The sequence below is a fragment of the Streptomyces sp. NPDC057287 genome, from assembly GCF_042667905.1.
In the GTDB taxonomy this organism is placed as follows: Bacteria; Actinomycetota; Actinomycetes; order Streptomycetales; family Streptomycetaceae; genus Streptomyces.
Genome location: NZ_JBHUYV010000009.1, coordinates 1 through 21,356, shown reverse-complemented (window position 1 = coordinate 21,356; position 21,356 = coordinate 1). Strand labels below are relative to the sequence as shown.

The 21,356-nt window shown below is 72.6% G+C and carries 15 protein-coding genes; 9 read left to right on the top strand and 6 right to left on the bottom strand.

Annotation, left to right across the window (positions count from 1 at the left end):
- The first annotated feature begins 27 nt into the window (after positions 1-27).
- Both ACFUNE_RS18785 and ACFUNE_RS18780 read left to right on the top strand, forming a co-directional pair.
- Positions 28-939, top strand: a complete 912-nt coding sequence (locus tag ACFUNE_RS18785; protein ID WP_383568735.1) for a hypothetical protein — start codon at positions 28-30, stop codon at positions 937-939.
- A gap of 65 nt (positions 940-1,004) precedes the next feature.
- Positions 1,005-5,741 (top strand): hypothetical protein, encoded by a 4,737-nt coding sequence (locus tag ACFUNE_RS18780; RefSeq protein ID WP_383568733.1) that lies wholly within the window; start codon positions 1,005-1,007, stop codon positions 5,739-5,741.
- A 33-nt stretch (positions 5,742-5,774) separates the two neighbouring features.
- Here the strand turns inward: ACFUNE_RS18780 and ACFUNE_RS18775 are convergent, their stop codons facing one another.
- Positions 5,775-6,311, bottom strand: a complete 537-nt coding sequence (locus ACFUNE_RS18775; protein WP_383568730.1) for a hypothetical protein — start codon at positions 6,309-6,311, stop codon at positions 5,775-5,777.
- A gap of 509 nt (positions 6,312-6,820) precedes the next feature.
- Here ACFUNE_RS18775 and ACFUNE_RS18770 point away from each other — a divergent pair.
- Genes ACFUNE_RS18770 through ACFUNE_RS18755 form a run of 4 tightly spaced genes read left to right on the top strand, consistent with a single transcriptional unit; the run spans position 6,821 to position 11,080 of the window.
- Positions 6,821-9,607, top strand: a complete 2,787-nt coding sequence (locus tag ACFUNE_RS18770) for a nitrate- and nitrite sensing domain-containing protein (protein WP_383568727.1) — start codon at positions 6,821-6,823, stop codon at positions 9,605-9,607.
- Entirely contained in the window at positions 9,604-10,047 is a 444-nt protein-coding gene (locus ACFUNE_RS18765; protein WP_383568724.1) for a roadblock/LC7 domain-containing protein, read from the top strand. Before ACFUNE_RS18770 ends, ACFUNE_RS18765 begins: the two co-directional genes overlap by 4 nt.
- A gap of 9 nt (positions 10,048-10,056) precedes the next feature.
- Positions 10,057-10,494: a DUF742 domain-containing protein gene (locus ACFUNE_RS18760; RefSeq protein ID WP_383568721.1), complete on the top strand. Its 438-nt coding sequence runs from the start codon at positions 10,057-10,059 to the stop codon at positions 10,492-10,494.
- Positions 10,475-11,080: an ATP/GTP-binding protein gene (locus ACFUNE_RS18755; protein WP_383568718.1), complete on the top strand. Its 606-nt coding sequence runs from the start codon at positions 10,475-10,477 to the stop codon at positions 11,078-11,080. The genes ACFUNE_RS18760 and ACFUNE_RS18755 overlap by 20 nt, the downstream gene beginning before the upstream one ends.
- Positions 11,081-11,219: 139 nt before the next feature.
- Here ACFUNE_RS18755 and ACFUNE_RS18750 read toward each other — a convergent pair whose 3' ends face one another.
- Complete coding sequence (locus ACFUNE_RS18750) at positions 11,220-11,567, bottom strand: Mpo1-like protein (RefSeq protein WP_383568715.1); 348 nt, start codon at positions 11,565-11,567, stop codon at positions 11,220-11,222.
- 117 nt (positions 11,568-11,684) lie between these two features.
- On the bottom strand, positions 11,685-12,491 hold the full coding sequence (locus ACFUNE_RS18745) for a M15 family metallopeptidase (protein ID WP_383568713.1): 807 nt from the start codon (positions 12,489-12,491) through the stop codon (positions 11,685-11,687).
- A gap of 60 nt (positions 12,492-12,551) precedes the next feature.
- On the opposite strand from ACFUNE_RS18745, the gene ACFUNE_RS18740 reads away from it, so the two are divergent.
- Positions 12,552-13,049, top strand: coding sequence for an NUDIX domain-containing protein (locus ACFUNE_RS18740; RefSeq protein WP_383568710.1), 498 nt, complete (start codon positions 12,552-12,554; stop codon positions 13,047-13,049).
- Here ACFUNE_RS18740 and ACFUNE_RS18735 read toward each other — a convergent pair.
- Complete coding sequence (locus ACFUNE_RS18735; RefSeq protein WP_383568707.1) at positions 13,040-15,409, bottom strand: glycoside hydrolase family 31 protein; 2,370 nt, start codon at positions 15,407-15,409, stop codon at positions 13,040-13,042. The two genes, ACFUNE_RS18740 and ACFUNE_RS18735, sit on opposite strands and share 10 nt — an antisense overlap.
- Positions 15,410-15,630: 221 nt before the next feature.
- Between ACFUNE_RS18735 and ACFUNE_RS18730 the strand changes: the two genes are divergently transcribed.
- Together ACFUNE_RS18730 and ACFUNE_RS18725 are read left to right on the top strand one after the other, a co-directional pair.
- Positions 15,631-17,607 (top strand): acetoacetate--CoA ligase, encoded by a 1,977-nt coding sequence (locus ACFUNE_RS18730; RefSeq protein ID WP_383568704.1) that lies wholly within the window; start codon positions 15,631-15,633, stop codon positions 17,605-17,607.
- Between the two features lie 79 nt (positions 17,608-17,686).
- The gene (locus ACFUNE_RS18725) at positions 17,687-18,601 is read left to right on the top strand and encodes a hypothetical protein (protein ID WP_383568701.1); all 915 of its coding nucleotides are present in this window, start codon (positions 17,687-17,689) and stop codon (positions 18,599-18,601) included.
- A gap of 92 nt (positions 18,602-18,693) precedes the next feature.
- Here ACFUNE_RS18725 and ptsP read toward each other — a convergent pair whose 3' ends face one another.
- Positions 18,694-20,364 (bottom strand): phosphoenolpyruvate--protein phosphotransferase, encoded by a 1,671-nt coding sequence (ptsP, locus tag ACFUNE_RS18720; protein ID WP_383568698.1) that lies wholly within the window; start codon positions 20,362-20,364, stop codon positions 18,694-18,696.
- 76 nt (positions 20,365-20,440) lie between these two features.
- Complete coding sequence (locus ACFUNE_RS18715) at positions 20,441-20,890, bottom strand: PTS glucose transporter subunit IIA (protein WP_383568695.1); 450 nt, start codon at positions 20,888-20,890, stop codon at positions 20,441-20,443.
- Positions 20,891-21,356: the final 466 nt, after the last annotated feature.

Genomic DNA, 21,356 nt, shown 5'->3' with positions numbered 1-21,356 from the left:
CGGCACCCGTACCGAGGAGTCACCGAGTTGAGCGAGCAGCACGCCGAGCACACCGACGCGTGGGGCGATCCGTCCCCCACGCAGGCGGCCGACGCCGCACGGCCCGCCGCTCCCGCCGCCGTCACCCCCGCCGACGCGGCCGACGCGGCCAGACTGGTCTCCTTCGGGCTGCAGCCCAAGCTGATGCCGGCCCGCGACGCCGAATACGGCGAGCTGCTCCGCCGCTACCGCGAGGAGCCCGCCTTCGCGCGGCTCGCCGACGCGGTCGCCACCGGACTCGGACTCATCGTCCTGGAGGTCTCCACCCGTGCGGGGATGGCCGTGACCGCGGGCGAGGACTCGGTCTTCGCCGTACGCATGGGCGACTACGCCCGGCGTGCCTCCTCCGACTCCGCCGACCGCTTCCTGCACGGCCTCGCCCACCTCGCCGTGGCCGCCATGGCCTTCCCCCGCCCCGAGGACCTGGCCGACGACTCCTACATCGGCCGCCTCACCGTCAACGGTGTGGACGCCTTCGTCCGCCAGGCCTGTCAGCGCCTGGAGGAACGGGCCGAGGAGCAGGGCGACAACACCGACCCGGCCACCGACGCTCCCGGACTGGAATCGGGGTGGCGGATCTACGCACGGCGCAGCGCCACCGGAGCCACCAAGGACGCCCGCCGTCTCGCCGGATCCACCACGGGCATCATCGGCAAGGCCGTCGCCTTCCTCACCGACTCGGGCTTCCTCCAGCGCACCGGGGACGACGCGGGCGGCGCCTACCGCACCACCGCCCGCTACCAGCTCCAGGTGCGCGACATGGCGGGCAGCGCCGCCATGGCCGAACTGCTGGAGCTCGGCGTCGTCCCGGTCACGGACGGCTCGGCCACCCTGCTGCCACCGCCCGACGCCGAGGGCCTGGAGCTGGCCGCCGACGCGGGACTTCCCTTCCATTCCTGAACCCCGCCCGCACCGCTGCCCCACCAGCTGCCCGCCCGCCGCCTGAACGACGAGAGTCCGCCGCCATGTACGAGTTGTCCCGGGTCCGCCTCTACTCCATCGGGCCCGCCGGTGCGCGCTACGCCGACACCGTGCTCGACCTGCGCGGAGTCGGCGCGCCCGTGCCCACGCCCGCGCCGGCGCAGGCGGAGTTCTTCGAGGACGAGCCCGTCGGCCCCCCGCGCCGCCCCGCGCCCGCCGGCGTGCTGTTCCTGGAGAACGGCGGCGGCAAGTCCGTCCTGCTCAAGCTGATCTTCTCCGTGATGCTGCCGGGGCACCGCAACACCCTCGGCGGCGCCAGCTCCGGCGTCCTGCGCAAGTTCCTGCTCGCCGACGACTGCGGGCACGTCGCTCTGGAATGGCAGCACACCCTCACCGGGGAGTGCGTGGTCGTCGGCAAGGTCAGCGAATGGCGCGGCCGCCAGGTCTCCAACGACCCCCGCAAGTTCGCCGAGGCCTGGTACTCCTTCCGCCCCGGACCCGGACTCAGCCTCGACAGCCTCCCCGTCGCCGAGGCCACCACGGTGGGCCGCCCCGCCGAAGGCGTGTCTGGAGCCCGCGGCAGGCGCCGCACGATGAAGGGCTTCCGCGACGCCCTCACCGACGCCGGCAAGTTCTACCCCCACCTGGACGTGCACTGGGAAGAGATCCACGACCGCTGGAACGAGCACCTCGGCGACCTCGGGCTCGACCCCGAACTCTTCCGCTACCAGCGCGAGATGAACGCCGACGAGGGCGAGGCGGCGGGTCTCTTCGCCGTCAAGAAGGACTCCGACTTCACCGACCTGCTGCTGCGGGCCGTCACCGACACCCGCGACACGGACGGCCTCGCCGACCTCGTCAGCGGCTTCGGCAACAAGCTCGGACGCCGTGCGGAGCTCACCGCCGAACGCGACTTCACCGCCGGCTCCGTCGACCTGCTCGGCCGCATCGTCGAAGCCACCGCGACGCGGGCCCGCAGCCGGGACGTCCACGCCGGTGCCGAGCGTCGCACCCGCACGCTCGCCCGCCGGCTCTCCGGCCGCGCCGCCGAGGAGCGCGGCCGTACCTCCGAGCTCGCCGAGCAGGTCACGGCCACCGCCCACACCGTCACCGAGGCCGAGAACGCCCGTGGCCGGCGGGACCTGATCGCCGCCGAACTCGCCTACCGGCACGCCTCCCTGGCACTGACCGCGGCAGAGAAGCGCGCGGCGGCCCAGCGCCGGGAGCTGGGCGAGGCACGCACCCTGCACGCCGCCTGGCAGGCCGCCGAAGCGGTCCTGCGCCACCGTGCCGCCGCCGACCGCTCGGCCCGCGTAGCCGTCGCCATCCAGGAGGCCGAACGCGACGCGGCTCCCGCCCTCGCCGCACGCGCCACGGCCGCCGCCGACCTCGTCCGCGCCCTGCACACCGCCGCCGAGGCGGGAGAACGGGTCGCCGACGAGGAGGAGGAGCGCTCCGCGACCCTGCAGTCCACCGGAGAGACCGCCCACCAGGACGCCACCACCGCCGCCACCGAGGCCCAGCGCGCCCGCAGCGAGGCCGGCCACCTGCGCCAGCGCCTCGCCGAGGTCGAGCAGGAGACCGCCGAAGCCGTACGGGCGGGCTGGCTCGACGACACCGCCCCGGACGCCGACCCGGCCCGTGCGGCCCTCGCCGCCAACGACGCCGAACAGACCGCCGTCGCCGCCTGGGACACCGCGCGGGAGGCCGCCCGGGCCACCGCCGACCAGGCCCGGGAGGCAGCGGCGGCGGAGAGCCGCACCGAGCTCGCCGCCGCCCGCGCCGCCGACGCGGCGGGAGCCGCCGAACAGTCCTACGAGGCCGAGCGCAGAGCCGCGGAGTCGATCGCCGCCGACCACCGCCTCGCCGACCTGCTGGGGCTTCCGACGGCGGGGGGCGCCGGCGTCCCCCGACCCCGCCGGGGCGCGGCGGGGACGGACGACGCCGCGCAGGAGGGAGCCTCCGGTGACCTCCAGCTCCTCACGGCCGAGGAGTTCGACGGCAGCGCCGACGAGCTGCGCGAGCTCCTCGACCAGGGCGTCGCCACTGCCGAACGCAGGCTCTTCGACCTGCGCACCGCCGCCGCCGACGACTCACGCATCCTCGGGGCGCTCGGAGACGGCGGGCTGCTGCCCCCGGGGCCCGACGTCCTCGCCACCGTCGAGTACCTCGGTGAGCACGGCATCCCCGCGCTGCCCGGCTGGCGCTACCTCGCCCAGGCGGTCGACCCCGCCGACCACGCCGCGGTCCTGGCCGCGCGGCCCGAGCTCGTCGACGGCGTCGTCATCACCGACCCGGACGCGCACACCCGCGCCCGTGAGGTGCTCGGCGCCGCGGCCCTGCTGCCCCGGTCGGCCGTGGCCGTCGGAACCACCGCCGCGCTCCTCGCTCCCGTACCGGCACCCGGCGGTGCGGGCGCCGGTACCGATGACGTGTTCCTTGTCCCGCCGAACCCGGCGATGCACGACGAATTCGCCGCTGACGAGGAGCGCCAGGCGCTCAGGGCCCGGGCCGCCGCGCGCGACGAGGACATCAGGACGCTCGCTGCCCGGCTCACCGCCGACCGCTCGCTCGCCGCCCGCATCGGCTCCTGGCGCGCCGACTGCCCGCCCGGCATGCTCGCCGAGCTCGGTGACGCCGCCCGCACCTCCCGCGCCGCCGCGGAGACCGCGCAAGCCGCCCTCGCCGAGGCCCGTACCGCGCGCGCCGAGGCGGACGAGGCCGCCGCCGACGCCGCGCGTGTCCGCGACGAGCGGCAGGAGGCGGCCCAGCGCGCCCGCCGTGCCGCCGACGCGCTCGCCGGCCTCGCCCACCGCCTCCGCGACCGTGCGGGCTGGCAGGCGCGACTGCGTGAACTGACCGACGAGGCAGCCGAGTCGGAGGCACGTGCCACGGTCTGCCTGGAGCGGGCACGCGCCGCCGACGAGGACCGCAGGGCCGCCCAGCGCGCCGCGGACGACGCCCACCGCACCGCCCGGGCCCTGCGTGCCGAGCGCGCGGAGATCGCGGGCGTCCCGGAGAAGCTCCCGGAGCCGGACGACTCCGCGCCACGCACGTCCCTGCCCGCTCTCCGCGAGGCATACCGGGCCGCCTCCCGGCTGTACGAGAAGGTGGGAGTCGGAGCCGACCTCCGGGCCGAGCAGGCCCGCGCCGAGAGCGACGAGAGCGCCGCCCTGGCCGAGCTCGACCGCCTCACCAACAAGGTCCGGACCCGTGCGGCCCAGCTCCTGGAGGGCACGGACGGCGCCGACGGGCCGTCACGGCAGGCGGCCTCGGCCCGCGCCGAGTCCCACGTCCAGCTCCTGGAGACCCGGGCCTCCACGGCCAGTGAACAGCTCGGCCGGCTGCGAGGCGAAGCCGAACGCCTCGCCCCCGCCGACGAGGCGCCCCACCACACCGAGCTCGCCGCCGACCTGGCCCCGGCCGACGCCGACCAGGCCCAGGCCCTGCTCCGTACGGCCACGGCCGAGCTGGCCTCCGCCACCGCCGCGCTGGACACCGCGCGCGCCGCCCACGCCGAACTGCTGCGCGCCCACCGCACCGCCGAGGACTCGGCGAGTGGCTTCGACGAGACCGCCGCCCTCCTGCGCGACCTGCTCAGGGACCACGGGGCGGAGGACGAGACCGAAGCCACCGACCCGTACGCCGGCGGCCTGGAGGAGGCCAGGCAGTCCGCCACCGAGGCCCGCCGCTCACTGCGCGGATGCGCCACCGACCTGTCGGCCGCGGAGAGTTCGGTTCGGGAGGCGAGCGACGTGCTCGTCCGGCACGCCAACTCCACCCGCTACGAACAGGTCCGCACCCCGGCCCGGCAGCAGATCAGGGAACTCCCGGCAGCCGCCCTGCCGGACCACGCCGAGAAGTGGGCGGCGGCCTTCGCACCCAGGCTGCGTGTGCTCACCGACGAGCTGGCCCAGCTGGAGCGCAACCGGGACTCCATCGTCGACCGGCTCCGTGGGCTGGTGGAGTCGGCCCTCACGACGCTCCGTTCCGCCCAGCGGCTCTCCCAGCTGCCCGAGGGGCTGGGGGAGTGGTCCGGCCAGGAATTCCTCCGGATCCGCTTCGAGGAACCCGACCAGGCGACGCTCACCGAGCGGCTCGGCGAGGTCATCGACGAGGCCACGCACGCCGCGCTCAAGAAGAACTCCGACCTGCGCAGGGACGGGATGTCCCTCCTTCTGCGAGGCGTGCAGGCCGCGTTGCAACCCAAGGGCATCGCCGTGGAGATCCTCAAGCCGGACGCGGTGCTCCGCGCCGAGCGCGTCCCGGTCGGGCAGATGGGCGACGTCTTCTCCGGTGGCCAGCTGCTCACCGCCGCCATCGCGCTGTACTGCACGATGGCCGCCCTGCGCAGCAACGACAGGGGTCGCGACCGGCACCGTCACGCGGGCACGCTCTTCCTCGACAATCCCATCGGGCGCGCCAACGCCACGTATCTGCTGGAGCTGCAGCGCGCCGTCTCCGACGCGCTGGGTGTCCAGCTGCTCTACACGACCGGCCTGTTCGACACGACGGCGCTCGCCGAGTTCCCGCTGGTCATCCGTCTCCGTAACGACGCGGACCTGCGGGCGGGGCTGAAGTACATCAGCGTGGAGGAGCACCTGAGGCCGGGGCTGCCCCAGCAGGACCCCGGGGGCGAGACCGTCCACGGGGAGATCACCGCGACCCGCATGTTCAAGCGGAGCGGCACCGCGAGCGGCGCGGGCTCCGCCGTCCCGGAGATGCGCACCGAGATGACGGACGCGCGGAGCGGACCGGCCAGGGCACCGGAGAAGCCGTAGGGGCCCCGGGGCGACGGCGGTTCACGGGGGCCTTCACGCCCGCGAGAGCCTGCCTTCGCCCCGGCGTCGTATCCGGGCCTCCCGTCGCACCTGGGCCTTGGCGGCGCGCCGGGCCGCCCGCCGCTCCCTTCGCATGCGGCGCGCCGTGCTGCTGGGTACGGACACCACGCCGTGGCGCTGGTTCCACACCTGCCGGGTCACCCAGACGTCCAGCACCGACCACGTGGCCACCACCGTGCCCGCCACCCCGCTCAGCACCATGGGGAAGGCGAGCCACGACCCTGCCAGGGTGCACAGGAACGCCACCACGGCCTGAATGAGGGTCAGGGACAGGATGAGGACGGCGCGCACGGCGGCCGTCCGCACCGGGTCCGGCATCCTGCGCCGTATCGCGGGTTCCTCCACCCACAGCTGCTGCCGCGGGATCCGGGCGCCGGCCGAGGGCGCGGCCGTCCGCGGGGTGCCGGGCGCCGACGTGCCCACCCGCGACGCGCCGCCCTCCGGCGGTGTGTCCGTCACCGGTGCCGCGGCCGGCGGTGCCGCCGCCCCCCGGCGCTCGTCCGTGTCCAAGAACCTTCAACTCCCCACCACTGTCCGACTCAAGGGTGGCTGCCCTGCTCGGGCCCGTTCTACGCGGGCGGAGCCGCTCGCCTGTCGCACGTACCCCCGTGAGGTTCTTCTGCCCCGTACGTACGGACGAACGCCAGGGTGCGAAGATTCCCGCCGAGAGGCCTCAATCGGCCCCGAAAGGTCACGGAACGAAGAATTCCAGCCAACTGCCGTGTGCGGATGCACCGCGTTCGGCCTGGAGTTCTCTGTCGCTTTCGCGAATTTCTTCGCAGGGAATACCAGGACAACTGGTGAGTAACTCGCGTCGGAGCGGCCGGAAATCGACCGGACAGGTCTTCGAGTTACCCGTAGGTCAGTAGTAGGCTCGCGCCGTTTGTTGACGGAACACCGGCCGACGCGCGGTGGACCGCGGCAGGAACGCCGGAACGACCGGGCGGACCGGGCGACCGGAACCACCGGGAACACCGGCACCATCACCCCCGCGACGCGGGGCCGAGCAGGGGGAGGCCATGCGCTTTCGCGGGAAGTCCATCCGCAGGAAGATCGTGGCGTTGCTCCTGGTGCCGCTCGCCTCCCTCACGGGTCTCTGGGTCTTCGCCACCTACGTCACCGGCCGTGAGGCCGGGGAGCTGATGGGCGCGAGCGCCATCGTCGAGCAGGTCGGCCACCCGCTGGAAGACACCATCCGCGCCGTGCAGGGCGAACGCCGCCAGACCCTCGTCTACCTGGCCGACCCCCGGGCCTCGGACGCCCTGCCCCTGCTGCGCAGCCGGCGCGCCGCGACCGACCGGGTCGTGGCCGACGTCAGGCAGAGCGCGAAGAGCAAGGACATCCGGGACAAGCTCAGTCCGGAGTCGGAAGCCCAGCTCGACTCGATCCTGAGCGAGATCGACGGCCTGGACGCGCTGCGCGGCTCCGTCGAGAAGCGCACCATCGACCGGACCAGGGCCCTCGACTTCTACAACGGCCTCGTCGACCCCTGCTACCGCTTCCTGAACGGTCTCCACACGATGGAGAACGTGTCGATGGACAAGCAGGTCCGGGCCCTGGTCGGCATCTCCCGGGCCCGCGAGATGCTGTCGCGGGAGGACGCCCTGATCGCGTCGGGCCTCATCGCCGGCCGGCTCGGCGCCCCCGAACTCCGCGTCATCTCCGACCTCGCCGCCAGCCGCACCCTGCTGTACGAGGTCAACCTCGAGCTCCTGCCGGGCAGCGAACGCGGGCGCATGGAGCAGTACTGGCGCAGCCCCGACACGGAGCCGCTGCGGACGACCGAGCAGAAGCTCATCGCCGCCGGACCGATCACGGAGCCGGGCGCCGTCGACTCCGAGCGCTGGGAGGAAGTCGCCCCGCCGGTCCTGGAGCACCTGGCCAACGACAGCACCGAGATGTCCAACCGGTTCCAGGACCGCGCCGAACCCGCCGGCTACCGCGTCCTGATCCGGGCGGGCGTCGCCGGCGTCCTGGGATTCGTCGCCCTGCTCGTCTCCGTCTTCGTCTCCGTACGGGTCGGACGCGAACTCGTCCGCGACCTCTCCCGGCTGCGCAAGGACGCCCACGAGGTCTCCGGGGTGCGGCTGCCCAGCGTGATGCGGCGCCTCGCCGCCGGTGAACAGGTCGACGTGGAGACGGAGGCCCCTCACCTCAGCTACGAGCGCGACGAGATCGGCCAGGTCGGGCAGGCGCTCAACACGCTTCAGAGGGCCGCCGTCGAGGCCGCGGTCAAGCAGGCCGACATGCGCCGCGGCGTCTCCGAGGTCTTCGTCAACCTCGCCCGCCGCAACCAGGTGCTCCTGCACCGCCAGCTGACCCTCCTGGACGCCATGGAGCGGCGCACCGAGAACAGCGACGAGCTCGCCGACCTCTTCCGCCTCGACCACCTCACCACCCGCATGCGGCGCCATGCGGAAGGCCTCGTGATCCTCTCGGGGGCGGCCCCGTCCCGGCAGTGGCGCAAGCCGATCCAGCTGATGGACGTGGTGCGTGCGGCGGTCGCGGAGGTGGAGGACTACGAACGGATCGAGGTGCGGCGCCTGCCGCGCATCGGCGTGGGCGGCCCGGCCGTCGCCGACCTCACCCACCTGATCGCTGAGCTGCTCGAGAACGCCACGGTGTTCTCGCCCCCGCACACCGCCGTCCACGTGCACGGTGAGCGGGTGGCGAACGGCTTCACCCTGGAGATCCACGACCGCGGCCTCGGCATGGCACCGGAAGTCCTCCTGGACGCCAATCTCCGGCTCGCCGAGACCCCCGAATTCGAGCTCTCCGACACCGACCGGCTCGGCCTCTTCGTCGTCAGCCGGCTCGCGCAGCGACAGAACGTCAGGGTGTCGCTCCAGACCTCGCCGTACGGAGGGACGACCGCGGTCGTCTTCATCCCGGCGCAGCTGCTCACCGACGCCCCCGACACCCACGGCACCGGCTTCCGACTGGACCGCCGGGCGGAGAAGGCGATCGGCAGCGGACGGCCGGGCGGCGCCGTGCCCGGCAGCGACAAGGCCCGCAGGGACGGGGTCGCGGACACGAACATCCCGGGCAGGCCCTCCGGCCTCGCGCCTGTCCCCACCGGCCTCACCGACCCGTCCGTGCTCGACGGCCCCGTCGAACTCGAAGGTCCGGTGGGAACCCTCGGGTTCACCGACCCCGCACGCGACCGGGAGCTCGACCCGGCGCTCGCCCCTGTCCTCGACGGCGTATCCGATCTCGAGGACACCGAGAGCGAGCGGGGCGGCATCTTCCGGGCGCGCGATCTGCCCAGGGGAGCCGACCGGGACCAGCACCAGCAGGCCTTCGACGCGGCGGACGGCCGCACGGCGGACGTCCGCCCGATGCGACCGGCCGGCCCGGTGCCGCTGCCCCGCCGCAAGCCGCCGACACTCGTCGCCGACCAGGGCCGCCGGATCGGGGACGGGGCACGTTCCCACCGGAGCGAACCCGACCGGTTCCCCGCGGCCTCCGGCGCCGACTCCGCCCCGGGCGCGTCCCCCGTCGACGAGGCCCGGGCACGGACCGGGTCCGCCTCCCGGCCGTCCGCACCGGACACGGTCGGCGGCCTCCCGCGCAGGGTCAGGCAGGCGAATCTCGCCCCACAGCTCCGGGAGGACTCCGCAGGACGGACTTCCGGCCACGCCCCCGCAGACACCGACGACGACCTCGAACGTGACGCGGACGACGTACGCAATCGCATGGCTTCGCTTCAACGCGGCTGGGAGCGCGGCCGTCGGCAGAATGCCGAGGACGCGCCCGGGCCCGGCGAGACAGCACCAGGAACCACTCCGGGAGGGGACGGTCGATGACCGCACCGAACGCCGCAGCACACAACGCCGCACGCCAGGGATCCGGTGAGCTCAACTGGCTCCTCGACGAACTCGTCGAGCGAGTCGCGAGCATCCGCAAGGCGCTGGTCCTGTCCAGCGACGGCCTCGCCACCGGCACGTCCCAGGACCTGACGCGCGAGGACAGCGAGCACCTGGCGGCCGTCGCCTCCGGATTCCACAGCCTGGCCAAGGGCGTGGGCCGCCACTTCGACGCCGGCCGGGTCCGCCAGACGGTGGTCGAGCTCGACGAGGCCTTCCTCTTCGTCACGGCGGCCGGCGACGGCAGCTGTCTCGCCGTCCTGGCCGACTCGGACTCGGACGTCGGCCAGGTGGCGTACGAGATGACCCTGATGGTCAAGCGCGTGGGGGTCCACCTGGCCAACGCCCCCAGGACCACCGGTCTGCCCGCCGGAGGGTGAGGCGAGGGGATGAGCGCAGACTCCGTCCGGGACACCGCGTCCGGATCACCGCCCGCTCCCGCAGAAGCGGGCTCCTCGCGCTGGTACGACGCCGAGGCGGGTCCGGTGGTCCGGCCCTACGCGATGACCCGAGGGCGAACCAGCAGCGCGTCCCGCCATCGTCTCGACCTGATCGCGATCGTCATCCCCGAACCAGCGGCCGACGATCCCGGCCGGGATCAGACCCTCTCCCCGGAACACGTGGAGATCGTCGAACTGTGCAGCGACATGCCCCAGTCGATCGCCGAGCTCGCCTCCGGACTGGACCTCCCCGTCGGGGTGGTCCGTGTCCTGGTCGGTGACCTCGTCGAGGACGAGCTGGTGCACGTCACCCGACCCGTTCCGCCGGCCGAGCTGCCGGACGAGAGCCTTCTCCGCGAGGTGATCAATGGCCTTCGGGCGCTCTAGCCGCAAGAGGCGGCACGTCGAGCCCGTCACCCTCAAGATCCTGGTGGCGGGGGGCTTCGGGGTGGGCAAGACGACCCTGGTGGGCGCGGTCAGCGAGATCAGACCGCTGCGTACGGAGGAGAGGCTGAGCGAGGCGGGCCGCCCCGTCGACGACGTCGCGGGGGTCGAGGGCAAGAACACCACCACGGTGGCCATGGACTTCGGCCGGATCACCCTGCGCGAGGACCTGGTCCTCTACCTGTTCGGGACCCCCGGGCAGGACCGCTTCTGGTTCCTCTGGGACGAACTGGCCCAGGGGGCCCTCGGTGCGGTGGTCCTCGCCGACACCCGGCGGCTGGAGGACTGCTTCGCGGCGGTCGACTACTTCGAACGCCGCGGGATCCCGTTCACGGTCGCCGTCAACCTCTTCGAGGGCGCCGAGCAGTTCCCCACCGAGACGGTCCGGGCGGCACTCGACCTCGACCCCGAGGTGCCGGTGCTGCTCTGCGACGCGCGCGACCGGGCCTCCGTGCGGGACGTGCTCGTCGCGGTCGTGGAGCACGCCGTGGTCCGCGCCGACCGGCTGAGGGAACCGGCCAGGACCTGACGGCCGCCGCCGCCCGCACGTGACGCGACCCGTACCCCCGCCGACCGGGGTACGGGCCGCGCGTACGGTGCGGGCAGCGGGCGTGGAAGAAGTGTTCACCCGGGGTGACGAGTCGTCAACCCTGCGCGCACCACCGGGATCACCGGTTCTCCGAGAGCCACTTGGCCGCGGTCTCGGCCAGTTCCGCGTCCCGGCCCGCGAGCATCGTCCGGATCATCTGCGCGTCCCCGCGGAGCGACCACGCGGGATGCCCGAACGATGCCGGATTGTTCTTCTCGATGAGGAAGTGCGCGGGCCACGCCGTGCCGTAGCCGATCAGTGGCAGGGCCAGGGCGTAGCGCTTCCGGCCGCGCGCCAGGCCGTAGGCGGTGAGCGCGAGCCCCGTCAGGGTCCCGGTCAGATGCACCCACCGGGTCGCCGCCCTGGAGTGCATGGCGACGTAGTAGGGCCAGAACTCTTCATACGAATCGAACGTCTGTGGTGACATAAGGGCACCGTAATGGCTCGAACGGCAACCGGACACGGCAGTTCCGCGTCCGAAGAGGAGAACGGGCGGCCGGAGCCCACGGGGGTGGTCCCGGTCGCCCGTTCTGTGTCCGGGCCGTCAGTGGCCCGCCACCGAACGCCTCGCCACCGGGAAGTCGAAGTAGGTGTCCGGGAAGAGCTCGGGCTTGTAGGTGAAGTGCCACCACTCCTCGGCCAGATTCACGAAGCCCAGGTCCGTGAGTGTCTTCTTCAGGAACTGCCGGTTGGCCCGCTGAGCCCCCTGCACCCGGGGGTCGTCCGTGTGCGACAGGGTGTCGAAACAGTCGTACCCGGTGCCCATGTCCACCGAGTTGTCGGGGAAACGCTCACCCTTCGGCGCGTAGCACGGAGCCAGCTCCTCACCCGGCCGGTACGGCCGCGTCGGCAGCGCGGGCAGCTTCACGAGCGTGAGGTCCACGGTGCTGCCCCGGCTGTGACCGGACTTCTCCGCGATGTAACCGTCCGCGAACAGCCGCGTCTTGTCGACCATCGGGTAGAACTCGTCCTTCATGGCCTCGTCGTCGAGATCCTCCGCCCAGCGCACGAAGTGGTCCACAGCCCGCTGCGGCCGGTAGCAGTCGTACACCTTGAGCGAGTAACCCCGGCGCAGGAGACTCCGCTGGGCGGACCGCAGCGCACGGGCGGCAGGGCGGGTCAGGATGCAGACGGGCTGCCGGTAGCCGTCCACCGGCTCTCCCACGAAGTTGTGCGCGGTGGTGTAGCGCATCTCCGTGATGATCGTCGGATCGACGGAGCGGAGGTCGACGAATTCCGGCGGAGCCTTGGGTTCGGGTCCGGCCACCGCTACCGGCGCGGCGGCGGTCACGGCGAGCAGGGCGGCGCCGGAGGCGGCCAGGGCGCGGAGAACACGAGCAATTCCTGTCATGGGCACACCGTTTATCAGCTCCGGAGCCACAAGAGAAGAGTGATCGGATACAGTCCGGCCGTGAACGACTCCCACTGCGGCAGCTGCGGGGCCCTGTACGCCGACGACGACTGGCCCCGCAAGTGCGCGGCCTGCGGACGGACCGCCTACCGCAACCCGCTGCCCGTGGCCGTCGCCCTGCTGCCCGTCACCGGGCCGCACTCCACCGGCCTCGTCGTCATCACCCGCACCATCCCTCCGCACCGGGGCGGGATCGCGCTGCCCGGCGGATACGTCGACCACGCCGAGGACTGGCGCCACGCCGTCGTCCGTGAACTGCGCGAGGAGACCGGCATCCCGGCCGACGAGTCGGACGTGCGCCTCGCCGATGCCCTGAGCTCCCCGGACGGCCATCTGCTGCTCTTCGGACTGCTCCCGCCGCGCCCCGTCGGGGAACTCCCGCGCTCGGTGCCCACGGACGAGACCTCGGGACACGATGTGCTGTACGCCCCGGGCGACCTCGCCTTCCCGCTGCACACCCGGGCCGTACGCGCCTGGTTCGCCGGCGCCTACGGCTGAGCCGGACCCGGCAGCCCCCGCACCCGGACCGGGTACGGCACCAGCCCCTCCTCGCCGTCCCGCTCGACCACCACCCGCCCGGCCGCGAGACGCGACGTGTAGCGCTCCACCTCGGCGGTGGCCCACCCGTCGCCCACGTCCCGCACGACCAGCCCGCCTCCGGTGCGCCCCGCGGGCGGAGCCCACACCTCCAGTCCGAGGCTCCCGTCCGCCGCCCGCACCGGGATCACCGCTCCGGCCCGTGCCAGCACCGGGACACGCGACAGCGGCGCCTCGACCGTGAACCGGCCCGGCCCCTCAAACGCTTGTCCGGTCGCCGTGTCGTACCACCGCCCGCGCGGCAGCCGGACCGTCCGGCGGTCCGCACCCTCCTCCAGCACGGGGGCGACCAGCAACGCGTCACCCAGCAGGAACGCGTCCTCGCAGTCCCGCAGCTCCCGGTCCCCAGGGGCGCCCCACCACACCGGACGCACGTACGGCGCACCGGTCAGCCGGGCCAGCTGGGCCAGCGTCACGAAGTAGGGGCGCAGCCGCTCCCGCTCCTCCAGCGCATGCCGGGCGTGCGCGAGCACCTCCGGTCCGAACTCCCACGGCTCCCGGCGTCCCGCGTCGATGGCCGCGTGGGTGCGGAACAACGGCATGTAGGCGCCCAGCTGGAACCAGCGCAGATACAGCTCCGGCGACGGGGACCCGTCGAACCCGCCGACATCGGGCCCCGAGTACGGCACCCCGCAGAGCCCGAGCCCCAGGACCAGGGCCAGCGAGGCCCGAAGCCCCGGCCAGCCCGTCGCCACATCACCGGACCAGGTGCCCCCGTACCGCTGCATCCCCGCCCAGCCCGAACGGGAGAACAGGAACGGCCGTTCGTCCGGGCGCAGCCGGAGCAGACCTTCGTACCCGGCTCTCGCCATCGCCAGGGCGTACACGTTGTGGGCCTCACGATGGTCGCCGCCGCGCCCCTCCATGGAGTGCAGGGACGAACGGGGCAGCGACGGATCACCGAAGGCAGAGAACGACACCGGCTCGTTCATGTCGTGCCAGACCCCGGCGAACCCCTGGGCGAGCCGCTCCTCGTACAGCGTGCCCCACCACTCCCGCACCAGCGGGTCGGTGAAGTCGGGATAGACGCACTCGCCCGGCCACACCTCACCGAGCACCTGACAGCCATCCGGACCCCGGACGAAAGCACCCTCCGCACCGACGTCCGAACCGCTGTCGAACACCGAGTTGCCCGCCGACGCCTTCACCGCCGGATCGACGATCGACACCAGCCGGACGCCGTCCTCGCGCAGCTCCCTCGCCAGACGGGGGAGTCCGGGGAACCTCTCCCGGTCGACCGTGAACACCTGGTGCGCGTCGTAGTGGTCGATGCCCAGATGGAGCACCGACAGAGGCAGCCCCCGCTCCCGGTACCCCTTCGCGATCCGGCGCACCTCCTGCTCGCTGCCGAACCCCCAGCGGGCGTGCTGCGGACCCAGGGCCCACGACGGCGGCAGCGCGGGCGCGCCCGTCAGGGCCGTCCATCCCTGGAGCACCCTGGCCGGCGTGCCCGCGACCACCCAGCAGCGCAGCGGACCGCCGTCCATCCGCACCTCACAGCTGCCCGGCCGGTCGTGGCCCGACCCGGCGCCCTCCTCGCCCTCCCTGAGCGTCACCCTGCCCGACCAGGAGTTGTCGTGGAACGACAGATGGGTCCCCGCGTCGGACACCACCATCTGCACCGGCATCGTCAGGTACAGCGGATCGTCCCCAGGACCGAAACGCCCGCCCGGGTCGGTGTTCCACAGCCCGTACACGCCCTCCCGCAGCCTCGGCCCCCCGGCACGCCCGCCGAGCCCGAAGAAGCGGGCGTCGGCCGGGACCTCGGAACGCTGCACCCATCGCGCCGTACCTCCTCCCACCGGCTCCCACCAGCGCGGCGGCAGCTCCCGGCGCAGCAGGACCCCGCCCGGCGTGCGCAATTCCACCGCCCCGTGCCGCGACACGACGACCGTCAGCCGTTCCGACACCACCTGCCAGCCGCCGTTCGTGTCCGGCTCGAGCCGCGCCCGCGTGTCCGGCCCGGGTCCGGCTTCCGGCAGGGCGTACGAGGGCAGCGGAGCGGCGCCGTCCCAGGACCAGAACACCGCACCGCCCACCGTCACCCGGACGCACAGCTCCGAGCGGGCGAAGCGCACGACGCCACCGCCCGGCCCCGGCTCCGCACTGACCAGAAGGCCGGGCACACGGGCCCTCTCCGCACCGCGCGGCGCGAGCGCCCGCACATCCGCACGGTGCCGACGCCAGGCCGAGCGCACCGTGCGCATCCCCTGCACGGAACCGACCGTTCTCACCGAGCGCACCAGGTCACGACCATCCATGCGGGCCACCCTGCCATCCGCCCGGACGGAATCGTGCGCCGTTCAGCTCCCGTTCACCTGTGGCTCCCCCACACAGCCGGACACGCAACCATGGTGGGGGGACCCTGGTGCGCAAGACGATCACATGGCATCGTCCGTAACTGCCGTTCACGCGCACATCCCAGCCCGTGCGCGCGACGCACGCACACCCCGCGTACACACCGAAAGGCCAGGGAGCCTCCATGACCTCAGCAGCCGGCGAAGCCCCCCTCTGGCAGCCCGAGCCCGAGCGTGTCGAGGCCGCGGCCGTCACCCGCTTCCAGCGATGGGCGGCCGGCCGCCACGGAGCCCCGGCCGACGGCGGCTACGCGGCGCTGCACCGCTGGTCGGTCGAGGAACTCGACACCTTCTGGGAGGCCGTCGCCGACTGGTTCGACGTACGCTTCTCCACCCCGTACACGGCCGTGCTCGGTGACCGCGCCATGCCCGGTGCGCAATGGTTCCCCGGCGCCACGCTCAACTACGCCGAGCACGCCCTGCGCACCGCCGACGACCCGCTCAGGGCGGACGCCCCCGCCCTGCTGTACGTCGACGAGACCCACACCCAGGTCGCCGTCAGCTGGTCCGAACTACGTCGCCAGGTGGGATCGCTGACCGCCGAACTCCGCGCCCTCGGCGTCACCCCCGGCGACCGGGTCAGCGGCTACCTCCCCAACATCCCGCAGGCGGTCGTCGCGTTCCTCGCCACCGCAGCGGTCGGCGCAGTCTGGACCTCCTGCGCCCCCGACTTCGGCGCCCGCAGCGTCCTGGACCGCTTCCAGCAGGTGGAACCCGTCGTCCTGTTCACCGTCGACGGCTACCGCTACGGAGGCAAGGAGCACGACCGCACCGACACCGTGGCCGAACTCCGCCGCGAACTCCCGACCCTGCGCGCGGTCGTCCACATCCCGCTCCTCGGCACGGACACGCCCGAAGGCGCCCTCGACTGGACGGCGCTCACCACCGCGGACACCGGACCGGTCTTCGAGCAGGTCCCCTTCGAACACCCGCTCTGGGTGCTCTACTCCTCGGGCACGACGGGGCTGCCGAAGGCGATCGTCCAGTCCCAGGGCGGCATCCTCCTCGAACACTTCAAGCAGCTCGGCCTCCACTGCGACCTCGGCCCCGACGACCGGTTCTTCTGGTACACCTCGACGGGCTGGATGATGTGGAACTTCCTCGTCTCCGGCCTGCTCACCGGCACGACCGTGGTGCTGTACGACGGCAGTCCCGGCTACCCGGACGTCAACGCCCAGTGGCGCGTCGCCGAACAGACCGGTGCGACCCTCTTCGGAACGTCGGCCGCCTACGTCATGGCCTGCCGCAAGGCCGGCATCCACCCCGGCCGCGACCATGACCTCAGCCGGGTCCAGTGCGTCGCCACCACCGGCTCCCCGCTCCCGCCCGACGGCTTCCGCTGGCTCCACGACGAGGTCGCCGAGGACCTGTGGATCGCCTCCGTCAGCGGCGGGACGGACGTCTGCAGCTGCTTCGCGGGCGCGGTCCCCACCCTTCCGGTCCACATCGGCGAACTCCAGGCCCCCTGCCTGGGCACCGACCTCCAGTCCTGGGACCCCGCGGGGCAGCCGCTCACGGGCGAGGTCGGCGAGCTCGTCGTCACCGCACCCATGCCGTCCATGCCGGTCCGCTTCTGGAACGACCCCGACGGCAGCCGCTACCACGACAGCTACTTCGACATGTACCCCGGCGTCTGGCGCCACGGCGACTGGATCACCCTCACCGACCGCGGCTCGGTCGTCATCCACGGCCGCTCCGACTCCACCCTCAACAGGCAGGGCGTCCGGATGGGATCCGCCGACATCTACGAGGCCGTCGAGCGGCTCCCCGAAATCCGCGAATCCCTGGTGATCGGCCTCGAAGAGCCGGACGGCGGCTACTGGATGCCGCTGTTCGTCCACCTCGCCGAGGGCGCCACGCTCGACGACGCGCTCCGCGACAGCATCAAGCGGACCATCCGCGAGAACCTCTCCCCCCGCCACGTGCCGGACGAGGTCATCGAGGTGCCCGGCATCCCGCACACCCTCACCGGCAAACGCATCGAGGTCCCGGTCAAGCGACTCCTCCAGGGCACCGCCCTGTCCAAGGCGGTCAACCCGGGCTCCATCGACAATCTCGAACTCCTCCACTTCTACGAGGACCTCGCACGCAAGCGCCACTGATCCGGCCGGCGCGCGGCCCGCTTGTCAGTCCCCCTGATTACGCTGAGTGAGCATCGACCGACAGTGCACAGGGGGACTCATGGCGCACATCAGGCAGAACCACCACGGACGGCAACGCTCCGCGACATCCATGCGACGCGCGCTGCGCCGCGAAGCACCCACGACCGTCGGCCTCCTGGCCGACCCCGAGGACTTCGCGGCCATGCGGCGCTACCGGACCTTCACCTTCGACGACCACTCCGACTACCTGCGGCAGGTCGAAGGCCTGCTGCGCATGCTCGCCGGCCAGGGCATGCACACCACCGTCGCCCTCTTCGACCCGGAGGACTACGCGGAGTTCTGCGCCGAGTCGGGGATCGACCCCGACGAGCGAGCGAGCCGCAGCCGCTTCACCGCCGAGATCGCCGCGGGCGGCGCCACCGTGGCCTACACCGGCCAGCCGATCGACACCCTGGTCCCGCTGCTCGTCTCACGGGCCGTCCGCCGCGCGACATGGGAGTACGCCACCATGCTGCTGGCCGGGCTCGGCGACTGCGCGGACTGCGGTAAGGACATCGGCCACGCCGCCTTCGACCGGGCCTCCCACCTGCTGACGCGGCTGCTGGACACCGCGGGTCCCGGAACCCACCACGTCGTCTGCAGCACCCCCACGGAGAACGAACAACTGCTCGCCGTCCTCCACACGTCGCGGGACACGGACGGCCCGGCCCGTCTCACGGCCTCCGAAGGGGCGGAGTTCGCCACCGTGCTCGCCGTGGGGGTCGCGCTCGAGACCCAGGGCGGTGTCGTACTGCGCACCACCGCTCCGGACACCCCGGACAGGGTGCACGGCTGGCGCCTGCACCACGGAAGCCTCCTGCCGCTCACGGCGGGCGAGGTCTTCAGCGCCTACTGCACCGACGCGGACACGGGCGAACCGGTCCCGCCGGAGTCGGGCGTCGAGTACTGCGCGGGGTTCGACCTCGGCGCCGACGAACCGGAGGCGCATCACTGACAGCCGAGGTGGCCCATCGCTGACAGACGGAAGGGGTTCCCACCGGAACCGGCGGGAACCCCTTCACATCCGACTGCGTCCGACGGACGGCGTCACTCGCCCGAGAGCACCGCCTGCGCCGCGAGCCGCGCCTCTTCGGCGGAGTCCGCCGCACGCGCGGCGGAGGCCGCACGCTCGCACTGCGCGAGCGTGTGCTTCGCCAGGGTCGACCGCACGTAGGGGATCGATGCCGCGCCCATGGACAGGGAGGTGACACCCAGACCGGTCAGCACACACGCCAGCAGCGGGTCCGAAGCGGCCTCACCGCAGACGCCGCAGCTCTTGCCCTCGGCCCTCGCTGCGTCGGCCGAGAGGGCGACCAGGTCGAGGAGGGCGGGCTGCCAAGGGTCCTGCAGCCGCGACACGGCGCCCACCTGACGGTCGGCCGCGAAGGTGTACTGAGCCAGGTCGTTGGTGCCCAGCGACAGGAACTCCACCTCCTGCAGGATCGAGCGCGCCCTGAGCGCGGCGGACGGAATCTCCACCATCGCTCCGAACTTCGCCTGCAGCCCGGCTTCACGACAGGCGTCGGCGAACGCCTTCGCGTCGGCACGGTCGGCGACCATCGGAGCCATGACCTCGAGGTACACGGGCAGACCCTCGACCGCCTTGGACAGCGCCGTCAGCTGGGTCCGCAGCACATCGGGGTGGTCCAGCAGGCTGCGCAGACCACGCACACCCAGGGCCGGGTTCGGCTCGTCCGCCGGCGTCAGGAAGTCCAGCGGCTTGTCCGCACCGGCGTCCAGCACCCGCACGACGACACGCCCCTCGGGGAACGCCTCCAGCACCGCGCGGTAGGCCGCGATCTGCTTCTCCTCGGACGGCGCCTGCTTGCTGTCGTCCAGGAAGAGGAACTCCGTGCGGAACAGCCCGACGCCCTCGGCACCCGCCTCCACCGCTGCCGGCACATCCGCGGGACCGCCGACGTTGGCGAGCAGCGGCACCTTGTGGCCGTCGGAAGTGGCGCCGGGACCGGTCACGGCAGACAGGGCCGCCTTGCGTGCGGCCGCAGCGCTCTCCATCTCGGCGCGCTTCTCCTGGCTCGGCTCGACGAAGATCTCACCGGTGCTGCCGTCCACCGCCACGACCGTGCCCTCGGCGATCTCACCCGCGCCGGGGAGCGCCACGACGGCCGGAACTCCGAGCGCTCGCGCGAGAATGGCGCTGTGGCTGGTCGGCCCGCCCTCCTCGGTGACGAAGCCGAGGACCAGCGTGGGGTCCAGCAGCGCCGTGTCGGCGGGAGCCAGGTCACGCGCGATCAGTACATACGGCTGATCGCTGTCCGGCACACCGGGCATCGGCACACCCAGCAGCCGCGCCACGATCCGGTTCCGTACGTCGTCGAGGTCGGCGACGCGTCCCGCCAGGTACTCCCCGGCATTGGCCAGCAGCGCCCGGTACGCGGCGAACGCGTCGTAGACACCGCGCTCGGCGGTGCTGCCGACGGCGATGCGACGCTCGACATCCGCGATCAGTTCGGGGTCCTGCGCCATCATGGCCTGGGCCTCCAGCACGTGCTGTGCCTCGCCCCCCGCCAGGTTGCCGCGCGCAATGAGGTCGGCCGCGACAGCTTCCACGGCCTGGCGGGCACGCCCCTGCTCGCGCTCGGCCTCCTCCGCGGGAATCTGTTTGGCCGGCGGCTCCAGGACCGCCGTACCCATGTGCCGAACTTCGCCGATCGCCACACCGTGGCTCACGCCGACGCCTCGAAGCGTTGTCTCCATTTCACCCGTCTCCGATTGTGCAGCGACTGCGCCGCCGCGGTTGATGCCCAACTGGCTCGTTACTGCGCCGAGGGTGTCACTGCCAGCCGAACAGCGTGTCGCCGACCTTCACGTCGCCGTCCTCGCGGACGTCGGAGAGGGATTCGGCGGTGGCCTCCAGGGCGACGACCGGGCAGATCGCGGACTTACCGGCGGCTTCCACACCGGCGGGGTCCCACCGGACGATGGCCTGTCCGCGGGTCACCGTGTCCCCCTTGTTCACGAGCAGCTCGAAACCCTCGCCGTTGAGCTGCACGGTGTCGATACCGAGGTGTGTCAGTACTCCGTGTCCCTGGTCGTCGACGACGACGAACGCGTGCGGGTGGAGGGAGACGACGATTCCGTCGACCGGCGAGACGGCCTCGGAAGGCTCGCGCACGGGGTCGATGGCCGTACCGGGACCCACCATCGCTCCGGAGAACACGGGGTCGGGAACCGCGGTGAGTCCGATGACGCGGCCGGCAAGAGGGGACGTCACTGTGGTCATGGGGAGCCTCTCAGGGGTGGGGATCCGTATGGTCAGCCGCCACGGCTGATGGAGGGCGGCGTACTGATCAGCAGCGTAAGTCATATGAAGTCCCGGTTCCGCCCGAGAGCTACCGGTTGGCCGACCTAGGGGTACTCCGGAAACGATTTGCCTCGTCCCACAGCGGCCTGTACTGTCGTACCCCTGCCTGACCCCAACGCGACTTCAAGTCCGGGGTCGGCGGCGACTCCCAAGCCCAGACTCTAACTCTGATTTGTGCTCTCGCATGCTCGCGAGGCCCTGGTCAAAGGAAAGGGAAAAGGCCTGATAGAGTCGGACTCGCCGGAAAGGGAAACGCGAAAGCGAAGAACTGGAAAGCGATTCAGCAGGATCCCGCTTCGACCGGGAATCGGACACGAAAGAGTCTGATAGAGTCGGAAACGCAAGAACGAAGGGAAGCGCCCGGAGGGGCCCGGTGAAACGGGAC